At 66.4% G+C, this 18,420-nt stretch carries 19 protein-coding genes; 8 read left to right on the forward strand and 11 right to left on the reverse strand.

Annotated features, from left to right (window positions below):
• Positions 1 to 20 precede the first annotated feature (20 nt).
• Complete coding sequence (locus tag B5D38_RS08815) at positions 21 to 1,880, reverse strand: transglycosylase domain-containing protein (protein WP_078708047.1); 1,860 nt, start codon at positions 1,878 to 1,880, stop codon at positions 21 to 23.
• A gap of 149 nt (positions 1,881 to 2,029) precedes the next feature.
• Complete coding sequence (locus tag B5D38_RS08820; RefSeq protein ID WP_078708048.1) at positions 2,030 to 2,329, reverse strand: BolA family protein; 300 nt, start codon at positions 2,327 to 2,329, stop codon at positions 2,030 to 2,032.
• 144 nt (positions 2,330 to 2,473) lie between these two features.
• Between B5D38_RS08820 and B5D38_RS08825 the strand changes: the two genes are divergently transcribed.
• The 5 genes from B5D38_RS08825 to B5D38_RS08845 all read left to right on the forward strand — a co-directional run bounded on the left by B5D38_RS08825 (position 2,474) and on the right by B5D38_RS08845 (position 7,656).
• On the forward strand, positions 2,474 to 3,082 hold the full coding sequence (locus tag B5D38_RS08825) for a J domain-containing protein (RefSeq protein WP_078708233.1): 609 nt from the start codon (positions 2,474 to 2,476) through the stop codon (positions 3,080 to 3,082).
• Between the two features lie 152 nt (positions 3,083 to 3,234).
• A complete protein-coding gene (gene cobS, locus B5D38_RS08830; RefSeq protein ID WP_078708234.1) occupies positions 3,235 to 4,221 on the forward strand; it encodes a cobaltochelatase subunit CobS in 987 nt (328 codons plus the stop codon).
• Positions 4,221 to 4,694, forward strand: a complete 474-nt coding sequence (locus B5D38_RS08835; RefSeq protein ID WP_078708049.1) for a hypothetical protein — start codon at positions 4,221 to 4,223, stop codon at positions 4,692 to 4,694. Before cobS ends, B5D38_RS08835 begins: the two co-directional genes overlap by 1 nt.
• Before the next feature lie 11 nt (positions 4,695 to 4,705).
• Positions 4,706 to 6,619, forward strand: coding sequence for a cobaltochelatase subunit CobT (cobT, locus tag B5D38_RS08840; RefSeq protein ID WP_078708050.1), 1,914 nt, complete (start codon positions 4,706 to 4,708; stop codon positions 6,617 to 6,619).
• Positions 6,619 to 7,656 carry an esterase-like activity of phytase family protein gene (locus B5D38_RS08845; protein WP_078708051.1) on the forward strand — a complete coding sequence of 346 codons (1,038 nt, stop codon included), beginning with the start codon at positions 6,619 to 6,621 and terminating at the stop codon, positions 7,654 to 7,656. Before cobT ends, B5D38_RS08845 begins: the two co-directional genes overlap by 1 nt.
• 82 nt (positions 7,657 to 7,738) lie before the next feature.
• Here the strand turns inward: B5D38_RS08845 and B5D38_RS08850 are convergent, their stop codons facing one another.
• The 5 genes from B5D38_RS08850 to B5D38_RS08870 all read right to left on the reverse strand — a co-directional run bounded on the left by B5D38_RS08850 (position 7,739) and on the right by B5D38_RS08870 (position 11,006).
• Positions 7,739 to 8,173 (reverse strand): DUF305 domain-containing protein, encoded by a 435-nt coding sequence (locus B5D38_RS08850; RefSeq protein ID WP_078708052.1) that lies wholly within the window; start codon positions 8,171 to 8,173, stop codon positions 7,739 to 7,741.
• Between the two features lie 101 nt (positions 8,174 to 8,274).
• Positions 8,275 to 8,961, reverse strand: coding sequence for a queuosine precursor transporter (locus tag B5D38_RS08855; RefSeq protein ID WP_078708053.1), 687 nt, complete (start codon positions 8,959 to 8,961; stop codon positions 8,275 to 8,277).
• A gap of 81 nt (positions 8,962 to 9,042) precedes the next feature.
• Positions 9,043 to 9,345, reverse strand: a complete 303-nt coding sequence (rpmB, locus tag B5D38_RS08860; protein WP_078708054.1) for a 50S ribosomal protein L28 — start codon at positions 9,343 to 9,345, stop codon at positions 9,043 to 9,045.
• Positions 9,346 to 9,498: 153 nt separating this feature from the next.
• The gene (locus B5D38_RS08865) at positions 9,499 to 10,431 is read right to left on the reverse strand and encodes a methylated-DNA--[protein]-cysteine S-methyltransferase (protein ID WP_425349321.1); all 933 of its coding nucleotides are present in this window, start codon (positions 10,429 to 10,431) and stop codon (positions 9,499 to 9,501) included.
• Positions 10,432 to 10,511: 80 nt separating this feature from the next.
• Complete coding sequence (locus B5D38_RS08870) at positions 10,512 to 11,006, reverse strand: DUF2244 domain-containing protein (RefSeq protein ID WP_078708236.1); 495 nt, start codon at positions 11,004 to 11,006, stop codon at positions 10,512 to 10,514.
• 130 nt (positions 11,007 to 11,136) lie between these two features.
• On the opposite strand from B5D38_RS08870, the gene nth reads away from it, so the two are divergent.
• Positions 11,137 to 11,853, forward strand: a complete 717-nt coding sequence (gene nth / locus B5D38_RS08875; RefSeq protein WP_245318953.1) for an endonuclease III — start codon at positions 11,137 to 11,139, stop codon at positions 11,851 to 11,853.
• Here the strand turns inward: nth and B5D38_RS08880 are convergent.
• A complete protein-coding gene (locus tag B5D38_RS08880) occupies positions 11,819 to 12,559 on the reverse strand; it encodes a sulfate transporter family protein (RefSeq protein WP_078708056.1) in 741 nt (246 codons plus the stop codon). The two genes, nth and B5D38_RS08880, sit on opposite strands and share 35 nt — an antisense overlap.
• Before the next feature lie 170 nt (positions 12,560 to 12,729).
• Here B5D38_RS08880 and B5D38_RS08885 point away from each other — a divergent pair, with 170 nt between their 5' ends.
• Both B5D38_RS08885 and B5D38_RS08890 read left to right on the forward strand, forming a co-directional pair.
• On the forward strand, positions 12,730 to 13,731 hold the full coding sequence (locus B5D38_RS08885) for an adenosine kinase (RefSeq protein ID WP_078708057.1): 1,002 nt from the start codon (positions 12,730 to 12,732) through the stop codon (positions 13,729 to 13,731).
• Between the two features lie 33 nt (positions 13,732 to 13,764).
• The gene (locus tag B5D38_RS08890) at positions 13,765 to 14,445 is read left to right on the forward strand and encodes a glutathione S-transferase family protein (RefSeq protein WP_078708058.1); all 681 of its coding nucleotides are present in this window, start codon (positions 13,765 to 13,767) and stop codon (positions 14,443 to 14,445) included.
• A gap of 64 nt (positions 14,446 to 14,509) precedes the next feature.
• Here the strand turns inward: B5D38_RS08890 and B5D38_RS08895 are convergent, their stop codons facing one another.
• From B5D38_RS08895 to B5D38_RS08905, 3 genes are all read right to left on the reverse strand, one after another.
• Entirely contained in the window at positions 14,510 to 15,004 is a 495-nt protein-coding gene (locus B5D38_RS08895) for a class I SAM-dependent methyltransferase (RefSeq protein WP_078708059.1), read from the reverse strand.
• 94 nt (positions 15,005 to 15,098) lie between these two features.
• On the reverse strand, positions 15,099 to 16,631 hold the full coding sequence (locus B5D38_RS08900) for a YifB family Mg chelatase-like AAA ATPase (RefSeq protein ID WP_078708060.1): 1,533 nt from the start codon (positions 16,629 to 16,631) through the stop codon (positions 15,099 to 15,101).
• Between the two features lie 324 nt (positions 16,632 to 16,955).
• Positions 16,956 to 18,383: a helix-turn-helix domain-containing protein gene (locus B5D38_RS08905; RefSeq protein WP_078708061.1), complete on the reverse strand. Its 1,428-nt coding sequence runs from the start codon at positions 18,381 to 18,383 to the stop codon at positions 16,956 to 16,958.
• Positions 18,384 to 18,420 lie beyond the last annotated feature (37 nt).

An 18,420-nucleotide genomic window follows, 5' to 3' on the forward strand; every position in this document is an offset into this window, starting at 1 on the left:
CGCCGGGCGCCGCCGCCCCGTCAGTTTTCGTCCCGCTCGGCGTGAGCCACCTCGGTGCTGACCGGGCAGCCCAGCGCGCCGCGATAGTCCTCGGGATGAATGTTCGAGTTGAGGTTCTTCACCAGGGGCACCAGCGCCGATGAGGAATAGCGCCGCTTCAGCTTGGCCGGATCGCTCGCGCCGGCCGACACCAACACCGTATAGGCGCCGGTAAAGGTGATCAGGGTGATCTGGCGGTTGTTGTCGGATGTGCCGGTCTTGGCCGCGACCTCGCGCACGAACCGGCTTCCGTTGGCCGTACCGCCCGGTCCGGTCACTTTGGCGAGCATGGCATGAAGCATGTCGAAGCCGTTCGTCAGGCGCGCGTCGGCGGCGGGAAGCCCTTTCGCCGTCTGACGCATCACGACTTTTTGCGTCAACGCGTCCCTCGCCTCCTCTACCATCATCGGCGCATTGGCGACCCGTCCGCATGTCGCGATCGTCACATAGGCGCCGAGGAGATCCTTGAGGCTCACAGGCTCGGCGCCGAGCGCCAGGGAGCGCGCCGTCGGCCCCGAAAGGCGCAGCGGAGAGTTCATCCTCGCCAGGATGCCGTTCGGGCAATCCGCGCCGAATGAACCGACCAATCGCACGAAGGGCGGGTTGCGGCTGCGCATGAGCGCGGTTTCCAGCGCGATGCTGCCGAGATAGTGGCGGTCGAAATTGCGCACCGGCGGCACGCCGACAGGCGTGTCGAGCATCTTCGTGCCCTCCGTCCAGCCGTGGTCGACGATGGCGCAGAGCGCGGCGAAGGGCTTGACGGTCGAGCCGGGATAGATGCGCGCGTTGGGCGGCGCGACGATGGCGCGGATGCCGCCATTGGCGTTGTCGACGACGACGGCGGTCAGCCTGTCGTAGCCGGCGGCCTCGATCCTCGGATAATAGGTCGCGATGGCCTTCTCCAGATAGAGCTGGATCTCGGACGAATAATAGGTGACGACGTCGAGGGTGCGGGGCTCGGCTCCCAGGCGGGCGGAGACCTCGAAGGCGGCAAGATTGCGCGCCGAGGAGAACTGGTCGGAAAGACGGCCGCTTTCCTCGAAGGCCGCCGCGGCGAAGCGCCGGGGCAGGCCGGGGTCCCTCACCGCCTTCTCGCTCAGCACCTTCGGCTCGATTCCCATGGCAAGGAGGAGCCGGCGCGCCCTCGCCATGTTCAGCGGCTCGGTCGGGTTGCCTCCGGTCGGGTTCTTGATGGTCACGGCAAGGCTCGCGGCCATTTCCGGCGTGAAGGCCACGGGTTGCCAGCGTCCGGCCTTCTTGAACGAGTAGCCGAAATAGTGGCGGGCGGCCGCCTCGATCCCCTTCGTGCCGTGGCCCATGAACGGCGTGTTGAAATAGAGTTCGAGCAGCGTTTTCTTGTCGAAGTGCCATTCCAGCCAGAGCGCGATGGCGAGCTCGTCGAACTTGCGCGTCATCGCGTGGCGGCTGCCGACATAGAGCTGCTTGGCGAGCTGCTGGGTGATGGTGGAGCCGCCCCGCCCGTCGCCGCCGAACTGGCTGATCAGCGCCTTGCCGAGAGCGATCGGATTGAAGCCGGGATGATAGAAAAACCAGGCGTCCTCGCTGGTGAGGATCGCCTCCCGCATGACCGGCGGCACATCGCCATAGGCGACGTACATCATCTCTTCCATGGGCGCGTTCCAAGGTTCGGCGCCATGGTCCGGCAGATGGATGACAAGCTTGTTGGCGTGCGCCCGCTCCAGCGTCGTCGCCTCGGTGACGCCATAGCGCCCCACCGTCCAGTTGACCCAGGCATAGGCAAGGGCAAGACCCGACGCCATGAGAAGGACGGCGAACGCGACCAGCGCGGCCCCAAGTCGCCGGGATGCCCTCTCGCGCATATTCCGATCCCCTCGCCTCAAGCGGCTCTTTACCGCTCGTTAACCATAAGTATGGGGAGGAGAAAATGGCGCCGCAACGGCGGCAGCGGCGCGACCGGTGGCATATTTGCCTCATCGGCCTCGCAAAGTGAGGGCGAGGTCCGAAGCGCCTATCGAGTGGCCGCCTCGCCCGGCGCGGACGCCTCGATGGCCAGCGCGTGAACGCCCCCAGCGAGCTCTTCCTTCAACGCGGCGTTGATCGCGCGGTGGCGCTCCAGCCGGCTCATCCCGGAAAAGGCCGGCGCCACGATGCGCACCCGAAAATGGGTTTCGCCGTCGCCCGTCACCGGAGCATGGCCCGGTCCGTTGGGCCGATGGCCGGCGTGATGGTGGCTCTCGTCGAGAACGGCAAGCGCTTCAGGCGAAAACGCCGCCGCGAGCTTGGCTTCCATGACGTCTCTGAGCCCCATGGCCGATCCCCGTTCCGGTCCTCGTGGAGAAAACGCCGGCGCATCGGACCGAAAAGATCGTCGCGCCGAACCCCAATGGATGTGGCGCTTTTTTCGCTTCTGTCAATTCTTGTTCGGCCGAGTCGCTCGCACCATAATCGGCGGATGAAGCTCGACTCGAAATATTTCGACCGCATACGCCTTCGCCCCGATCCGCTGGCGCAGGAAAAGGCGCGCGCCCCCGGTTGCGAGTGGGAAGGATGCGAGGAGTCCGGCATCTATCGGGCGCCACGCGGTCGCGACCACGAGGGCGAGTATTACCATTTCTGCGTCGACCACGTTCGGCTCTACAACAAGAGCTACAACTACTTTTCCGGGCTCGGCGACAAGGACATCCAGGCCTATCTGAAGGACTCGATGACTGGCCACCGGCCGACCTGGGGCATGGGATCGAATTCGACGCGCCCTCAGGGGGCTGAGGCGAAGGCTAAGGGATTGAACAGCCATATCCGCGATCCCTACAACCTCTTCGGCGAGGCCGACCTCAAGCGCCGCTTCGAGACGCGCCGCAAGAAGGTTCGCTCGCTCGAGGCAAAAGCCTTCGAAGCGCTCGATTTGACGCCCGATTCCGATGGCGAGGCGATCCGTATGCGCTATAAGAACCTTGTGAAGCGCTACCATCCCGACGCCAATGGCGGCGATCGCGGCAGCGAGGACCGCCTCAGAGAGGTCATTCAGGCCTACAAACTTTTGAAGCAGTCCGGTTTCTGCTAGCAGGTGGCGATTGCGCATCAAAACGTCGCGAAGATCCCCTCGCGCGTATCTTAAACCGTTCGACGCCGGCGCGGCCTTCAGGGTCAATTCGTCAGCCGGTTGATGACGAGAAAGCGGCCCGGTCGATCGTTCGCCCGGCCGATGGAGGTATGATGAGTGCAGCGGTTCAGGATGTGGCGGGTCTTCCCGACTGCACGGTCTCGGTCCGCGAAAAGTTCGGCTTCGACAGCGATCTGACGGTTCCCGCCTACCGCGAGACCAGCGAGCACGTGCCCGAGATCGATCCGGACTATCTCTTCGACCGCGAGACGACGCGGGCCATCCTCGCCGGCTTTGCCAAGAACCGCCGCGTCATGGTCGCGGGCTTCCACGGCACAGGCAAGTCGACCCATATCGAGCAGGTCGCCGCGCGGCTCAACTGGCCGTGCGTGCGCGTCAACCTCGACAGCCACATCTCGCGCATCGACCTCGTCGGCAAGGACGCCATCACGCTTCGGGACGGGCTCCAGGTCACGGAGTTCCGCGACGGCATCCTGCCCTGGGCCTATCAGAACAACGTGGCGCTGGTCTTCGACGAGTATGACGCCGGTCGGCCCGACGTGATGTTCGTGATCCAGCGCGTTCTGGAATCCTCCGGCCGGCTGACCCTGCTCGACCAGAGCCGCGTCATCCGCCCCCATCCGGCCTTCCGCCTCTTCGCCACGGCCAACACCATCGGCCTCGGCGACACCACCGGGCTCTATCACGGCACCCAGCAGATCAATCAGGCGCAGATGGACCGCTGGTCCATCGTCACCACGCTCAACTATCTTCCCCATGAGAACGAGGTCGGCATCGTGCTGGCCAAGGCCAAGCACTTCGACACGACCGAGGGCCGGGAAATCGTTTCAAAGATGGTGCGCATCGCCGACATGACGCGCGCCGCCTTCGTCAACGGCGACCTTTCGACCGTGATGAGCCCGAGAACGGTGATCACCTGGGCCGAGAACGCCGAGATATTCGGCGATGTCGGCTTTGCCTTCCGCGTCACCTTCGTCAACAAGTGCGACGATCTGGAGCGGCCGCTGGTGGCCGAGTTCTATCAGCGAGCCTTCGGCAAGGAGCTGCCGGAATCGTCGGCGAACCTGGTTCTGGACTGATGCTCCTCGACCGGCGGAGATTCCTCGGCTCGCTCGCCGCCTCCTGCATCTCCAGTGTCGCGCTCGCACAGCAGCAGCGCGTGCTGCGAGTGAATGGCGAGGTGACGGGCCGAAACTACCTCGGCCTCGAAGCCTTTCTGTTCAACTCGATCGACACCGTTATCGGGTTGAAGCTTCGTTTCCATCAGAACGAAGACGCAGGCAAGGGTGATGTCTCCGCCTCTGTCGACGACGGCCTTTTTGTCGCCTATCTCGTCGGCGGCGGCGAATCCGAGGTGACGGCGCGCCAGGGTTTTGCCGAAGACCGGATCTACTACGCCTTCGACGGCTTCTTCGTGGTGAAGGACGCCGGCATGCATCAGGGCATCACTTCGCTCTTCCTGGAGAAGGCAGAGGCGGCCTCGGTCCTTCTCTCGGGCCGCAAGGTCAAGGACATCGACATCGATCGCCTCAATCCGGCGATCAGGCATTAGGATTAGAACCCGTGGCGACCCGCATCGGCGATAATTCCGACCCGCAAAAGGCCAAGAGCGCCGACCGTGAGCCTTTTCGGCGCGCGGTCGCCGGGTGCCTGCGGGCCATCGCTGGCGACAACGAGATCGAGGTGACGTTCGGCAGCGACCGCCCCGGTATGTCCGGCAACCGCGCCCGCCTGCCCAACCTGCCCAAGCGCACCACCGCCAACGACCTCGCCGTCACCCGCGGCCTCGCCGACGCCATGGCGCTCAGGAAGGCCCGCCACGACGTGCGCCTTCATGCGCGCTTCTGCCCGGACGGGCGCAGCGCGCGTGCCGTCTTCGACGCCGTGGAGCAGGCCCGCGTCGAGGCGATCGGCGCGCGCGCCATGGCAGGCGTCGCCGACAACCTCTCCTCCATGCTGGAGGATCGCTACTTCCGCTCCAGCTATGCCGACGTCACCGATCGCGCCGAGGCGCCGCTGGAGGACGCCCTCGCCCTGGTGGTGCGCGAGAAGCTCACCGGCCGCCCGGTTCCCAAGAGCGCGGCGGCGCTCGTCGACCTGTGGCGCGACTTTATCGACGAGAAGGCCGCCGCCAAGTTCGAGCGTCTCCTGGAGACCATCGAGGACCAGCAGGCCTTCGCCCGCGCGATGCGCGACATGCTGGCCGCCATGGACATGGCCGAGGAGCTCGGCCAGGAGGCGGAGGACGAGGAGAACGAGGACCAGGAGAGCGGCGACAAGCAGACCGGCGAGAGCCAGGAGCGCGGCGGTTCGGAAACCGACGCCAGCCCCGATGAAGCCGAATCACGAGAATCGGAAAGCGAAAGCGAATCCGAGGCCGAAGCCGAAACGGAGAGCGAGCTCAGCGCCGACGAGACGCTGGAGGACGCCGAGCAGGACGCCGAGACGCCGGGTGAAAGCCGCCGGCCGCCCGGCAAGCTCTCCAACGAACCACAGGAAGCGGCCTATGCCGTTTTCACACAGCAGTACGACGAGGTGATCGGCGCCGAGACGCTGTGCGACGAGGCCGAGCTGGAGCGGCTGCGCGGCTTCCTCGACAAGCAGCTCGCCTCGCTCCAGGGTGTCGTCGGCCGCCTCGCCAACCGGCTCCAGCGCCGCCTGATGGCGCAGCAGAACCGCGCCTGGGACTTCGACCTCGAGGAGGGCTATCTCGATCCGGCGCGCCTGTCGCGCCTCGTCATCGATCCGCTTCAGCCGCTGTCCTACAAGCAGGAGCGGGATACCGATTTCCGCGACACTGTGGTGACACTGCTCATCGACAATTCGGGCTCGATGCGCGGCCGGCCGATCACCGTCGCGGCGACCTGCGCCGACATTCTGGCGCGGACGCTGGAGCGCTGCGGCGTGCGCGTCGAGGTGCTGGGCTTCACCACCCGCGCCTGGAAAGGCGGCCAGGCGCGCGAGGCGTGGCTCAAGGCCGGCAAGCCCCAGCGGCCCGGCCGGCTCAACGACATTCGCCACATCATCTACAAGAGCGCCGACGCGCCCTGGCGGCGGTCGCGGCGCAATCTCGGCCTGATGATGCGCGAGGGGCTTCTCAAGGAGAACATCGACGGCGAGGCCCTCGTCTGGGCCCACAAGCGGCTTCTGGGGCGCCCGGAGCAGCGCAAGATCCTGATGATGATCTCCGACGGTGCGCCGGTCGACGATTCCACGCTGTCGGTCAATCCCGGCAACTACCTGGAGCGCCATCTGCGCTCGGTGATCGAGGAGATCGAGACGCGCTCGCCGGTGGAGCTTCTGGCCATCGGCATCGGCCACGACGTCACCCGCTACTATCGCCGCGCCGTCACCATCGTCGACGCCGAGGAACTTGCCGGCGCCATGACCGAGCAGCTCGCCGCCCTCTTCGAGGACGAGGGCCGAACCGGCCGCGCCTCATCCGCCAAGCCTCGCCGGGCCGCTGGCGGGCGCTGATGCGGGCAAGGCGGGCCGCCATCGTTCTGGCGGGCGTACTGCTCGCGACCGCCCTGCCGGCGGGTTCGGCGGGAAGCGCGCCGGAATTCGGCGCAATCGAAGTCTCCGCCCGGCCCATCCGCCAGTTCGATTCCGGCTCGCAGAAGACGCGCTTCGGCAAACTCACCTTCGTCGGCGGTCTGGAGCTGCGGTCCTCCAACAGCCGGTTCGGCAGCCTTTCGGCCTTCCGCTTCACCGACAGCAAGGGACGCTTTCTCGCGGTCTCGGACACAGGACTGTGGATCGAGGGGCGGCTCCTGCGCGACGAGGACGGGCGCCCCGCGGAAATCCGTGAGGCCAGAATCGAGCCCATTCTCGATGCCGACGGGCAACCGGCGACGGCAAAACGCGCCGTCGATGCCGAATCGCTCGCCATTTTCGAGGGCCAGGCGGTGGTCGGTTTCGAGGGGGTAACCCGCATCGCAACCTATTCGCCCGCCGCCGATCCGGCGCGCGGTCGAGCGCACCTCTGGCCCTTGCCGATCCCGCGCAAGGAGCTTCGCGCCAATCAAGGCTTGGAGGCGATCGCCACGCCGCCGGCCTCGAGCCCCCTCGCCGGCAAGCTCGTGACGGTGAGCGAGCATTCACTGGATGCGTCCGGCAATCTCCTCGCCGCGATCTTCGACAGCCAGACCTCTGCGCTCTTCTCCGTACGGCGCGACGAGAACTGGGACGTCTCGGACGGCGCCTTTCTGCCCGAGGGCGATCTTCTGCTCCTGGAGCGCCGCTACACCGGCATCCTGCACGGCATCGACATGCGCATACGCCGCGTTGCCGGGCAGGCGATCCGCCCCGGCGCGCTGGTCGATGGGCCGGTGATCATGGAAGCGGATCTCTCGCAGGAGATCGACAACATGGAGGGGCTGGAGGTCTCGCTCGATCCGGACGGCACGCCGCGCCTGACCCTCGTTTCCGACGACAACGGAAACTTCTTCCAGCGCACCCTGCTGCTGGAATTCCGCCTGGAGGAGACGGCAGGACGGCAGACGAGGCGCTGATCCGGCGGGGACCGGCGGCGAGGGTCACGCGCCCTCGCCGCCCAACTCGGACGCCGAGCGGGTTCCGCCGGACGCTCGCTGGCTACTTCTTCAGCGACTCCACACGCTTCGTCATGTCCTCGATCTCCTTCCGTTGAACCTTGATAATCGTCTCGGCCATGGCACGCGATGCCTCGTCCTTGCCTGAACGCAGTTCTTCCTCGGCCATTGCGATCGCACCCATATGATGGGCGATCATTCCACAATTGAAGGAAAGATCCGGGTCCTCGATGGTCGCCGCCCGCATCATCAGCTGCTCCCAGCCCGACATGCTGGCCATGGCGCCCATGTCGCCCTCACCGCCATGCCCCATGGCATGCCCCTGCGAGGGCATGGAAGAGCCGGCATCGAGGGGACGCACCGCAGCCTCGCAAGCCTGCGGCAGCTTCTCCGCCTGCTCGGCGAGTGAACTCGTCTCAGCAAACGCTTGCCCCGAGGCCAGCGTCAGCACGAACGATGCGATCAGAAATTTCATCATGAAGGAACTCTCGATGGACCGCGCCGGGGATGGCGCGGCTCCATCGAGAACAGCGATTATGGCCGAAGGACGACGAGGGTGGCCGTCGATGGCGCGGGCGGTCAGCCCTTGGCCGGCGCCGGATAGGGCATCAGTGCCTGCATGACGATGCGGTAGGGCACCAGCGCGAAGGCGGCGATGACGAGCTTCACCGAAAGGTCGCCCAGCGCCCAGGAGATCCAGCGCGCGGTTTCCACCGGCAATGCGCCGAAGAGCGGTGCCTGACCGAGGGCGAAATCGTCGTTGGCGCCGAGGAAGACGAAGATCGGAGCGAAGCTCACCGAAAAGAAGGTGATGGTGTCCACAACCGACCCGGCCAGCGAGGAGACGACGGGCGCGCGCCACCAGCTCTGCTGGCGCAGGCGGTTGAAGACGGCGATGTCGAGCAACTGGGCGAGAAGGAAGGCGCAGCCGGAGGCGACCGCGATGCGCGTCAACCGATCGGCGGCCGTCGAATAGTCGAGGAGGCCGAGACGGAAGAGGAGCGGCGGGGCGACGATGGAGCAGGCGACGGCGGCCATGAAGCCGACGAAGACGACGCGCCGGGCCACCGCCGGCCCGAAGCGGCGATTGGACAGATCCGTCACCAGAAAGGCGAAGGGATAGGTGAAGGCGCCCCAGGTCAGGATATCGGCGAGTTGCAGGGAGCCGACATGACCGGCCACCGGAAACTGGACGAGAATATTCGAGGCGACGACGATCAGCGTCATCGCCAGAACGAAGGGCAAAGTGCGTCCGTGACGTGTCATTTTTTTATCCTGGGTGATGGAACCAGTGCGGCCGGACGACGAATGCCGTCCGGCCGCATGAAGGCAATGGCTATGAGAAGCTTAGGCTTCGGCGGTTTCGCCGCCGGCCAGCTTCTTCGCGATCTGGCGCCGGAGCAGGCGGGCGCGCGGCGAAAGCTCCTTCTCGCTGGACTTCAGCAGGAAGGCGTCGAGGCCGCCGCGATGCTCCACCGAGCGGAGGGCATGGGCGCTGATGCGCAGGCGCACGCGACGACCGAGCGAGTCGGAGATCAGCGTGACGTTGCAAAGGTTCGGCAGGAAGCGACGCCGGGTCTTGTTATTGGCGTGGCTCACATTGTTGCCGGTCAGGACGGCCTTGCCCGTCAGTTCGCAAGCGCGAGACATTGTTTCACCTTTCGATGGCCGATCTCATGAGACGGCCGCAGCCGTCGCGCGGCGCGATCATGCCCTGGGACCGATCGGAAAAAAGTCGACCGCCCTATAGCGGCATCGGCCGCCGCCGTCAACAGAGGCGAAGCGATCGGCGCATGTTCTCTTTCAGTCCCGCGCGAGGAGCCCTGCTTCCCAGCCTAGCATGGCGCGCTTGCGGGTAATGCCCCAATGATAGCCTGTGAGGGCGCCCGATTTTCCCACGACACGGTGGCAGGGCACCACGAAGGAGATCGGGTTTCGCCCGATCGCCGCGCCGACGGCCCTCGCCGCCTTGGGCGCACCGATGCGGCTGGCGATGTCGGAATAGGTCGTCGCGCGCCCGACCGGAATGGTCAGGAGCGCCTGCCAGACGCGCACCTCGAAATCCGTGCCGATGAGCACCACGCGCAGCGGGCGGGCGGAGCGCCATTCGGTCGGGGTGAAGACGCGGCTGGCGATCGCCGCGACGCCGAGATCGTCGCGGCAAAGGCGCGCCTTGGGCCAGCGCCGCGCCATGTCGGCAAGCGCCAGCGCCTCGCCCTCCTCGCCCGCCTCGGCAAAGGCCAGGCCCGACAGGCCCCGCGGCGTCCACATCAGCAAGGCGCGGCCGAAGGGCGAATCGGAAAAGCCGTAGCTCATCTCGACGCCCTCGCCCTTGCCCTTGTGCTCGCCAGGAGACATCGCCTCGTGCTTGACGAAGAGGTCGTGGAGGCGCGACGGCCCCGACAGGCCGACTTCCAGCGCCGCGTCGAGAAGCGAGGCGCCCTCCGACAGGAGGCGACGGGCATGGTCGATGGTGACGGCCTGGAGAAACGCCTTGGGCGTCAGCCCCGACCAGCGCCGGAACGCCTCTGTCAATTCCTCGCCGCGCAATCCCAGCGCTTCGGCGATCTCAGCGGTCGAGGGCTGGCCGCGATACTCGGTTGAGATGAATTCCACGGTGCGGCGCACGGTTTCGTAATCCGAAGCGGGCTGCGGCATGGACCAACCCTCGGCCTCGGCGGCAGGCGCCGAGAGGCACAGGGAGGCGCTGGATCGTTCGGTGATGGAGGTCAGCATGGCGTCATCCTCTCATGGCGTGCCGGATGAGACCACGCCCGTGAAAGTCCCGCCACCCGATTTTTGGAAACCGGGCGCGCTCAGCGCCCCTTGGCGGTCGCGAGCGCCCTGCCGAAGGCGGTGGCGAAAGTCTCCCGGTCGTCGGGGTTGAGGAAGCCGCCGATCTCGGTCGCCCGGTTCGTCTCGGCCACGGCCATGCGCGTGATGCCGATCTCGGTGTGCCGGTTGATCAGGAAGCGCGCCCAGAATGGATGATAATGCGCCTCGCGCACGTCCCCCTTGGGAGAAATCTTTCGGATGGAAAGCTGCGAGCGCGTCACCGCCACCTCCTCGCGCGCGGCGGCGGCCTTGTAGTTGGCGCGGAACGCGAGCCAGACGAGAAAGGCGTCGAGACCGAAGAAGCCGACGATCGGCCAGGCGCCGTTGAGGACGAAGAGCAGCCCGCAGGCGATGCTCACCAGGCCGACCGCGATCATCAAAACAGTGAAGCCCCGCCGCCCCAGCGAGCGATGGGGCGTCAAAAGCGCCTGAAAGATCGGCTCGTCGGATTCGCGTTGAGAACCGGCCTCGCCCATCATCGTCGACCTATCCTTCCACCGCGGCGGCCGCTATAGACGGCTCATGCCAGAAAGAAGCGCCAAGACCGGATCATCCGAGGGAACGGGAAAACCTGCCCGGAAGAGCACGGCCAAGGGTGTCAATGCGATGAAACGTCGCATACCCTATTCGAAAGCGCAAATCACCGAAATGTTCCGCCGCTTCCAGGTGCAGCGGCCGGCGCCGAAGCCGGAGCTGGAACACACCAACGCCTTCACCCTTCTCGTCGCCGTCGTGCTTTCGGCGCAGGCGACGGACGCCGGCGTCAACAAGGCAACGAGGGAGCTTTTCCGCGTCGCCGACACACCGCAGAAGATGCTGGCGCTCGGCGAGGACAGGGTGCGCGAGGCGATCCGCACCATTGGCCTCTATCGCAACAAGGCGAAGAACGTCATTGCCCTTTCGAGGGTGCTGGTGGAGAGTCACGGCGGCGAGGTGCCGGGCGACCGGGCGGCGCTGGAGGCGCTGCCGGGGGTCGGCCGCAAGACGGCGAACGTCGTGCTCAACGCGGCCTTCGGCCAGCCGACGCTAGCCGTCGACACCCACATCTTCCGTCTCGGCAACCGGCTGAAGCTCGCCCCCGGCAAGACGCCGGAAGAGGTGGAGATGGGCCTGATGCGGATCGTGCCGAAGGACGCGCTGATCCACGCCCATCACTGGCTGATCCTGCACGGGCGCTATGTCTGTAAGGCGCGGCGGCCAGAGTGCGAGGCCTGCATCATCGCTGACCTGTGCAAGGCGGACGTCAAGACGAATGACGTGCCGGCCCCGCTCGTTCCCCTCGCCCCGCTCAGCGAAGACGATCCGCGCCCACCGGCTCCCTGATCGGAACGCTTCCGTTTTTGGCCGAGATCTTTTGGTGGAGATGGACCATCAGCGCGGCGGCGAAGAGCGGCGTCAGGAGATTGAGGATCGGGACGGCGAGGAAGGCGGCGATCACCAGCCCGGCGAGGAAGACCGTCGTGCCGTGCTTCAGCCTCAGCGCCTTGGCGTCCTCCTCCGCGCGAAAGCGCAGGGCGGCGAATTCGAAATATTCCCGTCCGAGCAGATAGCCGTTCACCACGAAGAAGGCGACGAGGTTCACCCCCGGCACCAGCAGCAGCGCGAAGGCGATGAGGTTGCCGAGGATGACGACGCCGAGAAAGCGCAGCGAAAGAATGAGCCCGCGCACGAACGGCACGGCTTCGCCCTGAGGCAGTTGCGGATAGGTCCTCTCGACCGTTTCGGCAACATCGTCCAGAAAGAAGCCGGCGATAATGGCGCTGATCGGCGCGATGAGGAAGCCGAGCAGAAGCGCCAGCAGCAGGCCCGCCGCCCAGCCAGCGAACCCTTCGGCGTGGGAAAGCCAGGCGGGCATGTCCGGCGCGAATCCCGCAAAGAAGGGAATGGCGACGTTCTGGAACAGTGCCTCGAAACCGAACCACAGCGCGACGAGAACCGCGAGCGTAAGGCCCAGCGACTTCCACAGGACGGCCCGGAAGGGCGGCGAGAACAGATCCCTGAAGGCAAGCGCGGCGGCGGAGGCGATCATCGGCGGCCCTTTCGTTCAGCCTTTGAGATAGGCGGCGGGCCAAGGCGTCGCAAGGCGCGGGAAACCCCGTCCTCCGCTGCGGGTCGCCGCCCGGCGCTTTCGCGCTTGCGAACGGGCCGCCCCGCCCCTATCCACGGTATCCGACGCCCAGCGGGCCCCGAGGAGTTCAGATGCACGAATTCGACGTCCTGACGATCGGCAATGCCATCGTCGACATCATCGCCCAGACCGACGACGCCTTTCTCTCGCGCGAGGGAATCCAGAAGGGCGGAATGACGCTGATCGACGCCGCCCGCGCGGTGGAACTCTACGAACGCATGGGGCCGGCGGTGGAAACCTCCGGCGGCAGCGCCGGCAATACCGTCGCCGGCGTCGTCTCACTGGGCGGCACCGGCGCCTATTTCGGCAAGGTTTCCGACGATTCGCTCGGCACGATCTTCACCCATGACATCCGCACCCAGGGCGTCAACTTCGCCACGCGGCCCCTCAACGGCCACCCGCCGACGGCGCGCTCCATGATCATGGTGACGCCCGACGGTCAGCGCTCCATGTCCACCTATCTCGGCGCCTGCGTCGAGCTTGGCGAGGAGGATATCGACGAGACGGTCGTCGCCGCAGCCAAGGTGACCTACTTCGAGGGTTATCTGTGGGACCCGCCGCGCGCCAAGGACGCCATCCGCAAGGCGGCGGCCATCGCCCATCGGCACGGGCGCGAGGTGGCGATGACCTTGTCCGACAGCTTCTGCGTCGACCGCTACCGCGAGGAGTTCCTGGACCTCATGCGTTCGGGCACCGTCGACATCGTCTTCGCCAACGAGGCGGAAGCGACAGCGCTCTACAAGGTGAACGATGTCGCCTCGGCGCTGGACCGCCTGGCCGAGGACACGAAGCGCTTCGCCGCCGTGACCCGTTCCGAGCACGGCTGCATCATCGTCGACAAGGCCGAGCGGATCACCGTGCCGGCGACGCCGGTCAAGAGCGTGGTCGATACGACCGGCGCCGGCGATCTCTTCGCCTCGGGCTTCCTGCGCGGCTACACGACAGGTCTCGACCACCGCAGAAGCGCTGAGCTCGGCTCGATCGCCGCCGGCGCGATCATCGAGCAGATCGGGCCGCGCCCGCAGCGCCCGCTGGCCGAGCTGCCGGCGGTCAAGGCCATTCTCGGCGCCTGATCGGGCGTCCTTCTGGAGAGACGGAGGCGGAGCATGTTGAAGCTCTTCATCGCCAACAAGAACTATTCGTCCTGGTCGCTGCGGCCCTGGGTGCTCATGAAGATGCTGGGCATCGCCTTCGAGGAGCAGCTGCTGCGCTTCGAGGCCGATAGCTGGGAGAAGTTCCGGGCCGTCTCGCCCAGCGGCACCGTGCCCTGCCTTCATGACGGCGATCTCAAGATCTGGGATTCCATGGCGATCGCGGAGTACCTCGCCGAGCGCCATGACGGCGTTTGGCCGAAGGATGCGACGGCGCGCGCCTTCGCCCGCTCGGCGGCGTCCGAGATGCACGGCGGCTTCACCGCGCTGCGCAGCCTCTGCACGATGAACTGCGGCATTCGGGCCAAGGTGCGGCAGGAAACGCCCCAGCTGCGGCGCAACGTCGACCGCATCGCCGAGCTTTGGGCCGAGGGGCTGGGGCGCTTCGGCGGTCCTTTCCTCGCCGGCAACGACTTCACGGCCGTCGATGCCTTCTTCGCGCCGGTGGCCTTCCGCATCCAGACCTACGGCCTCTCCATGCCCTCCCCCGCCGCGGACTATGCCGCGCGCCTTCTCGCCCTGCCGGCCATGAAGGAATGGTACGAGGCGGCGCTTGCCGAAACTTTCCGCGAGCCAGGCCACGAGGTGGAGCTCGCGGCCATTGCCGAGATCATCGAGGACCTTCGCGCCTCCTGAGCGAGGGCGTGAACCGGCAGGCCTCAGAGGTGAGATAGTGGGCCGGCGACAGACAGGTCGCCGGTTACAGCTCGGTTTCAGCCTTGCGCAACAGCCAGACCCGATGGATGGCAGCTCCCGGCTCGTCCAAGCGATCCCACTCCACGAGAAGGTCGTTTGCCTTGAAGAGCGATCTGTATTCGGCGCCGGAAAAGCTGCCGTAGGAGAAGTCGACGCCGAACATCTGGCTGATCACGGTGGAATGGCCGGGGCCAGTGGTCAGCATCAGCAGGCCGCCCGGCGCGAGCCAGTCGGCAAACCGCGCGATCATCTTCACCTGATCGTCGTGATCGAGATGAAAGAAGCTGTCCCAGGCGAGGATGCCGTCGAAACGCCCGTCGGGCTCATGGACCAGCATATCGGCCCGGACGGCTTCGACGCCGGGATAGCGCTGGAGGAACAGCGCCAGCATGGCGGACGAACCGTCGAGCGCGGTGACATGCGTGCCCGCATCGATGATCGTGGCGAGGCCGGCATGACCGCTGCCGCAGCCACAGTCCAGCACCCGCGAACTCGGCAAAGATCGGCGGCTCCCACGGCTTCACCCGCCTCTTGTCCTCGAACGCGGCAGCGATGCGGTCATAGCCAGCGATGTTGGAAAAGCCGAGCATGGTTCAGGCCGCCGCCGATAGCCGCTCGCCGGCGGAGCGGTAGGAGATCGCCTCGGCGAGATGCAGCCGGCCGACGGTCTCCGCACCGTCGAGGTCGGCGAGGGTGCGCGCCACCTTGAGAATGCGATGGTAGGCGCGTGCCGAGAACCGCATCTGATCGGCCGCGTCACGCAGCAGCTTGATGCCGGCGTCGTCCGGCCCTGCCACGGACTCGATCAGCGCGGCCGAACACTGGGCGTTGGTCATGGCGGGCGAAAGCCCCATCGTTTCGTAACGTTGTGCCTGAAGGGCGCGCGCCCGCGTCACCCGCGCCTTGACCGTCGCCGAGCATTCCGCCGGCGCCGGCCGAATGAGGTCACTCGCCGACACTGCCGGCACATCCACCCGAAGATCGATGCGATCGAGAAGAGGGCCGGAGATGCGCGCCTGATATTCGGCGGCGCAGCGCGGCCCTCGCGCGCAAGTGTGACCCGGCTCGCCCGCCATGCCGCAGCGGCAGGGGTTCATCGCCGCCACGAGCTGGATTTTCGCCGGATAGGTGACGCGGTGGTTGGCGCGGGCAATGGCGCACTCGCCGCTCTCCAGCGGCTGGCGCAGCGAATCCAGCACCACCGGCGAGAACTCCGGGAACTCGTCGAGGAAAAGCACCCCGCGATGGGCGAGCGAAACCTCTCCGGGCCGCGCCCGGACGCCGCCCCCCACCATCGCGGCCATGGAGGCCGAATGATGCGGCGCGCGAAAGGGCCGGCGATCGGAGAGCTTGCCGTCGCCGAGCTCGCCCGCCACCGAGGCGATCATCGACACCTCCAAAAGCTCGCGCGGCGTCAGCGCCGGCAGGATCGAGGGCAGGCGCTGCGCCAGCATCGACTTGCCCGAGCCCGGCGGGCCAACCATCAGAAGATTGTGCCCCCCTGCCGCCGCGATCTCCAGGGCGCGCTTGGCGACGATCTGCCCCTTGATGTCGGCAAGGTCCGGCAGGTCGCCGCTCGGCGAGCGCACGGCCGGTTCTGGCCGCGAGATCGTCTGCGTTCCGCGAAAGTGATTGGCCACCTGGACGAGGCTGCGCGCGGCGATGATGGGCATTTCGGGATCGGCCCAGGCCGCCTCGGAGCCGCACTCGGCTGGGCATATCAGCCCGAAGCTCTCGGCATTGGCCGCCATGGCGGCGGGCAGGACGCCAGCGACCGGCGCTATCATGCCATCGAGCGAAAGTTCGCCGAGAACCACGAAGCCTTGCAGCGCATCCGACGGAATCGCCCCCAAAGCCGCCATCAGGCCGAGCGCGATGGGCAGGTCGAAATGGCTTCCCTCCTTCGGTAGGTCCGCCGGCGCAAGATTGATCGTCACCTTCTTGGGCGGCATCGAAAGGCCGGAGGCATGAAGCGCCGCCTGCACCCGGTCGCGGCTTTCGGCGACCGCCTTGTCGGGAAGGCCGACGATCTGCATGCCCATCTTGCCGGGAGCCACCATGACCTGAACGTCCACGGCGACCGCCTCGACACCTTGGAAGGCCACCGTCCTCGCCCTTGCAACCATCCTGTGCCCCTCGCGCGGACGCCGCCTTCATCGCGGCAACCGCCCCTGACAAAACACCACTCATAGGCGAGCATGCCACATTTTACGGTGCATGTCCCGGCTTTGGATTGTCCACTGATGGTAATACAATGATACGAATAAAGGAAGAACATTATCAGAACAAAAAGGGCCGAATCGGGCGCTTTATGCAACTAATCTAATTCTCGTTGAAAGCGACGCAACGACGAGCAATCTTGGGTTGGTTCGACGCTCCGCGATGCCTCGCTGTTCGGCGGGTCGCGACGACGCATAGGACAATGCAACGTCGAGGTCGCGCCCCGCCGCCTAATCGACCCGATAAGGCACGATGTCGCGATGGGCGGGATCGACGAGGATGCGGTGGTCGGCGGGCGGCACGGCGCGCTGATGACAATCCGGCCGTTCACACAGTCGGCAGGAGACGCCGATCCTGACGATGGGAGCCGGGTTCCTGAGGTCGATGCCGTCCGAATAGACGAATTCGCTGGCGTAGGTCATCTCGCAGCCGAAGCCGATGGCATAGCGCAGCCTCAGCGCATCATGGCGCGCCTCGCCCTTCACCAGCGCCCGCGCCATCGAAAGATAGCGCACGCCATCCGGCATTTCGGCGACCTGGGTGAGAAAGCGGTCTGCCGTCTCGAAGGCCTCATGGATGTTCCAGATCGGGCAGGCGCCGCCGTATCGCGCGAAGTGGAAACGCGTCGCGCTGTGGCGCTTGGTGATGGTGCCGGCGCGGTCGACCCGCAGGAAATAAATCGGAATGCCCTCGTGCCCCGGCCGCTGTAACGTCGAGAGGCGGTGGCACACCTGTTCGAGGCTGACCTCGAAGCCGGCGGCAAGGCGCTCGACGTCGTGGCGGGCTTGGCGAGCCTCCTCCAGAAAGCGCCCATAGGGCATCAGCAGCGCGCCGGCGAAATAGTTCGCGAGCGCCGCCTCGCAGAGCTTGGCGGCGTCGGGAGCGCGGAAGGCACCGCCCGCGACGACTGCCGCGATTTCCTCGCCGAAGGAGAGCAGCGCCAGATGGCGCGCCATGGCGAAGGTGCGCGTCGCCAGCGGCAGCGCGGCATTCAGGACCAGGCGGCCACGCACCTTGTCGATGCGGCTGATGAAGTGGGCGCGGGGCGGCGGCATCTCGCATTCGACGGTCAGGCGATGCCGGCTCGAGAGTTCGCTTTCCAGATGCCGGGCGACGGCGCCGGGCTGGCCGCTCCAGCGCCGCGCGAGATCCTCGGCGGCGAGGTCCAGCGGATCGACATAGTTGCCGATGAAGTGGAAGAAGTCCCGAACCTCGTCGAAGGGTGAGCGCTGCACCATCCCGCCGGCAGAACCGTCCGACGCTTGGAGCGCCTCCTCCAGCGTGCGGTGCTTTTCGTCGAGCCGGTGGTAGAGGCTGTAGAGGTCGACGAGGGCGCGACCGACACGCGGCGCATGCAGAGCCAGCGCCTTCAGCTCGCGAAGCGAAACGTCCGTGTTGCCGAAGGCGGGATCGCCGAGAAGCTCGCGCAGCGTCGCCACCAGCCGGTCCGAATCATTGTCGGAAAAAGTTGCGACGTTCACTCGCAGAACGCGGGCGAGCTCGACGACGGTCGTGCCGGAGAGCGAGCGCTGGTTCGCCTCGATCTGGCTCATATAGCTGGGCGAAACGCCGATCCGCCGCGCCAGCTCGCCCTGGGTCCAGCCCCTGCCCTCGCGCAGAACGCGGATGGTATCGCCGGCGAAGAGTTTTCGCTTCATGTGAATTTGCCAAGTTTCCTCTTTCGCAGATTGGCAC

It is taken from the genome of Consotaella salsifontis (assembly GCF_900167365.1).
Taxonomy (GTDB): Bacteria; Pseudomonadota; Alphaproteobacteria; order Rhizobiales; family Rhizobiaceae; genus Consotaella; species Consotaella salsifontis.

What these genes read in the sequence shown, in the direction of transcription:
- rpmB (WP_078708054.1), bottom strand. Translation starts at nt 9,345, where the DNA reads ATGTCTCGCGCTTGCGAACTGACGGGCAAGGCCGTCCTGACCGGCAAC.
- B5D38_RS08825 (WP_078708233.1), top strand. Translation starts at nt 2,474, where the DNA reads ATGAAGCTCGACTCGAAATATTTCGACCGCATACGCCTTCGCCCCGAT.
- B5D38_RS08870 (WP_078708236.1), bottom strand. Translation starts at nt 11,006, where the DNA reads ATGGGCGAGGCCGGTTCTCAACGCGAATCCGACGAGCCGATCTTTCAG.
- cobS (WP_078708234.1), top strand. Translation starts at nt 3,235, where the DNA reads ATGAGTGCAGCGGTTCAGGATGTGGCGGGTCTTCCCGACTGCACGGTC.
- B5D38_RS08905 (WP_078708061.1), bottom strand. Translation starts at nt 18,383, where the DNA reads ATGAAGCGAAAACTCTTCGCCGGCGATACCATCCGCGTTCTGCGCGAG.
- B5D38_RS08900 (WP_078708060.1), bottom strand. Translation starts at nt 16,631, where the DNA reads ATGGTTGCAAGGGCGAGGACGGTGGCCTTCCAAGGTGTCGAGGCGGTC.
- B5D38_RS08815 (WP_078708047.1), bottom strand. Translation starts at nt 1,880, where the DNA reads ATGCGCGAGAGGGCATCCCGGCGACTTGGGGCCGCGCTGGTCGCGTTC.
- B5D38_RS08885 (WP_078708057.1), top strand. Translation starts at nt 12,730, where the DNA reads ATGCACGAATTCGACGTCCTGACGATCGGCAATGCCATCGTCGACATC.
- B5D38_RS08855 (WP_078708053.1), bottom strand. Translation starts at nt 8,961, where the DNA reads ATGACACGTCACGGACGCACTTTGCCCTTCGTTCTGGCGATGACGCTG.
- B5D38_RS08845 (WP_078708051.1), top strand. Translation starts at nt 6,619, where the DNA reads ATGCGGGCAAGGCGGGCCGCCATCGTTCTGGCGGGCGTACTGCTCGCG.
- B5D38_RS08865 (WP_425349321.1), bottom strand. Translation starts at nt 10,431, where the DNA reads ATGCTGACCTCCATCACCGAACGATCCAGCGCCTCCCTGTGCCTCTCG.
- B5D38_RS08835 (WP_078708049.1), top strand. Translation starts at nt 4,221, where the DNA reads ATGCTCCTCGACCGGCGGAGATTCCTCGGCTCGCTCGCCGCCTCCTGC.
- B5D38_RS08890 (WP_078708058.1), top strand. Translation starts at nt 13,765, where the DNA reads ATGTTGAAGCTCTTCATCGCCAACAAGAACTATTCGTCCTGGTCGCTG.
- B5D38_RS08850 (WP_078708052.1), bottom strand. Translation starts at nt 8,173, where the DNA reads ATGATGAAATTTCTGATCGCATCGTTCGTGCTGACGCTGGCCTCGGGG.
- nth (WP_245318953.1), top strand. Translation starts at nt 11,137, where the DNA reads ATGAAACGTCGCATACCCTATTCGAAAGCGCAAATCACCGAAATGTTC.
- B5D38_RS08880 (WP_078708056.1), bottom strand. Translation starts at nt 12,559, where the DNA reads ATGATCGCCTCCGCCGCCGCGCTTGCCTTCAGGGATCTGTTCTCGCCG.
- B5D38_RS08820 (WP_078708048.1), bottom strand. Translation starts at nt 2,329, where the DNA reads ATGGGGCTCAGAGACGTCATGGAAGCCAAGCTCGCGGCGGCGTTTTCG.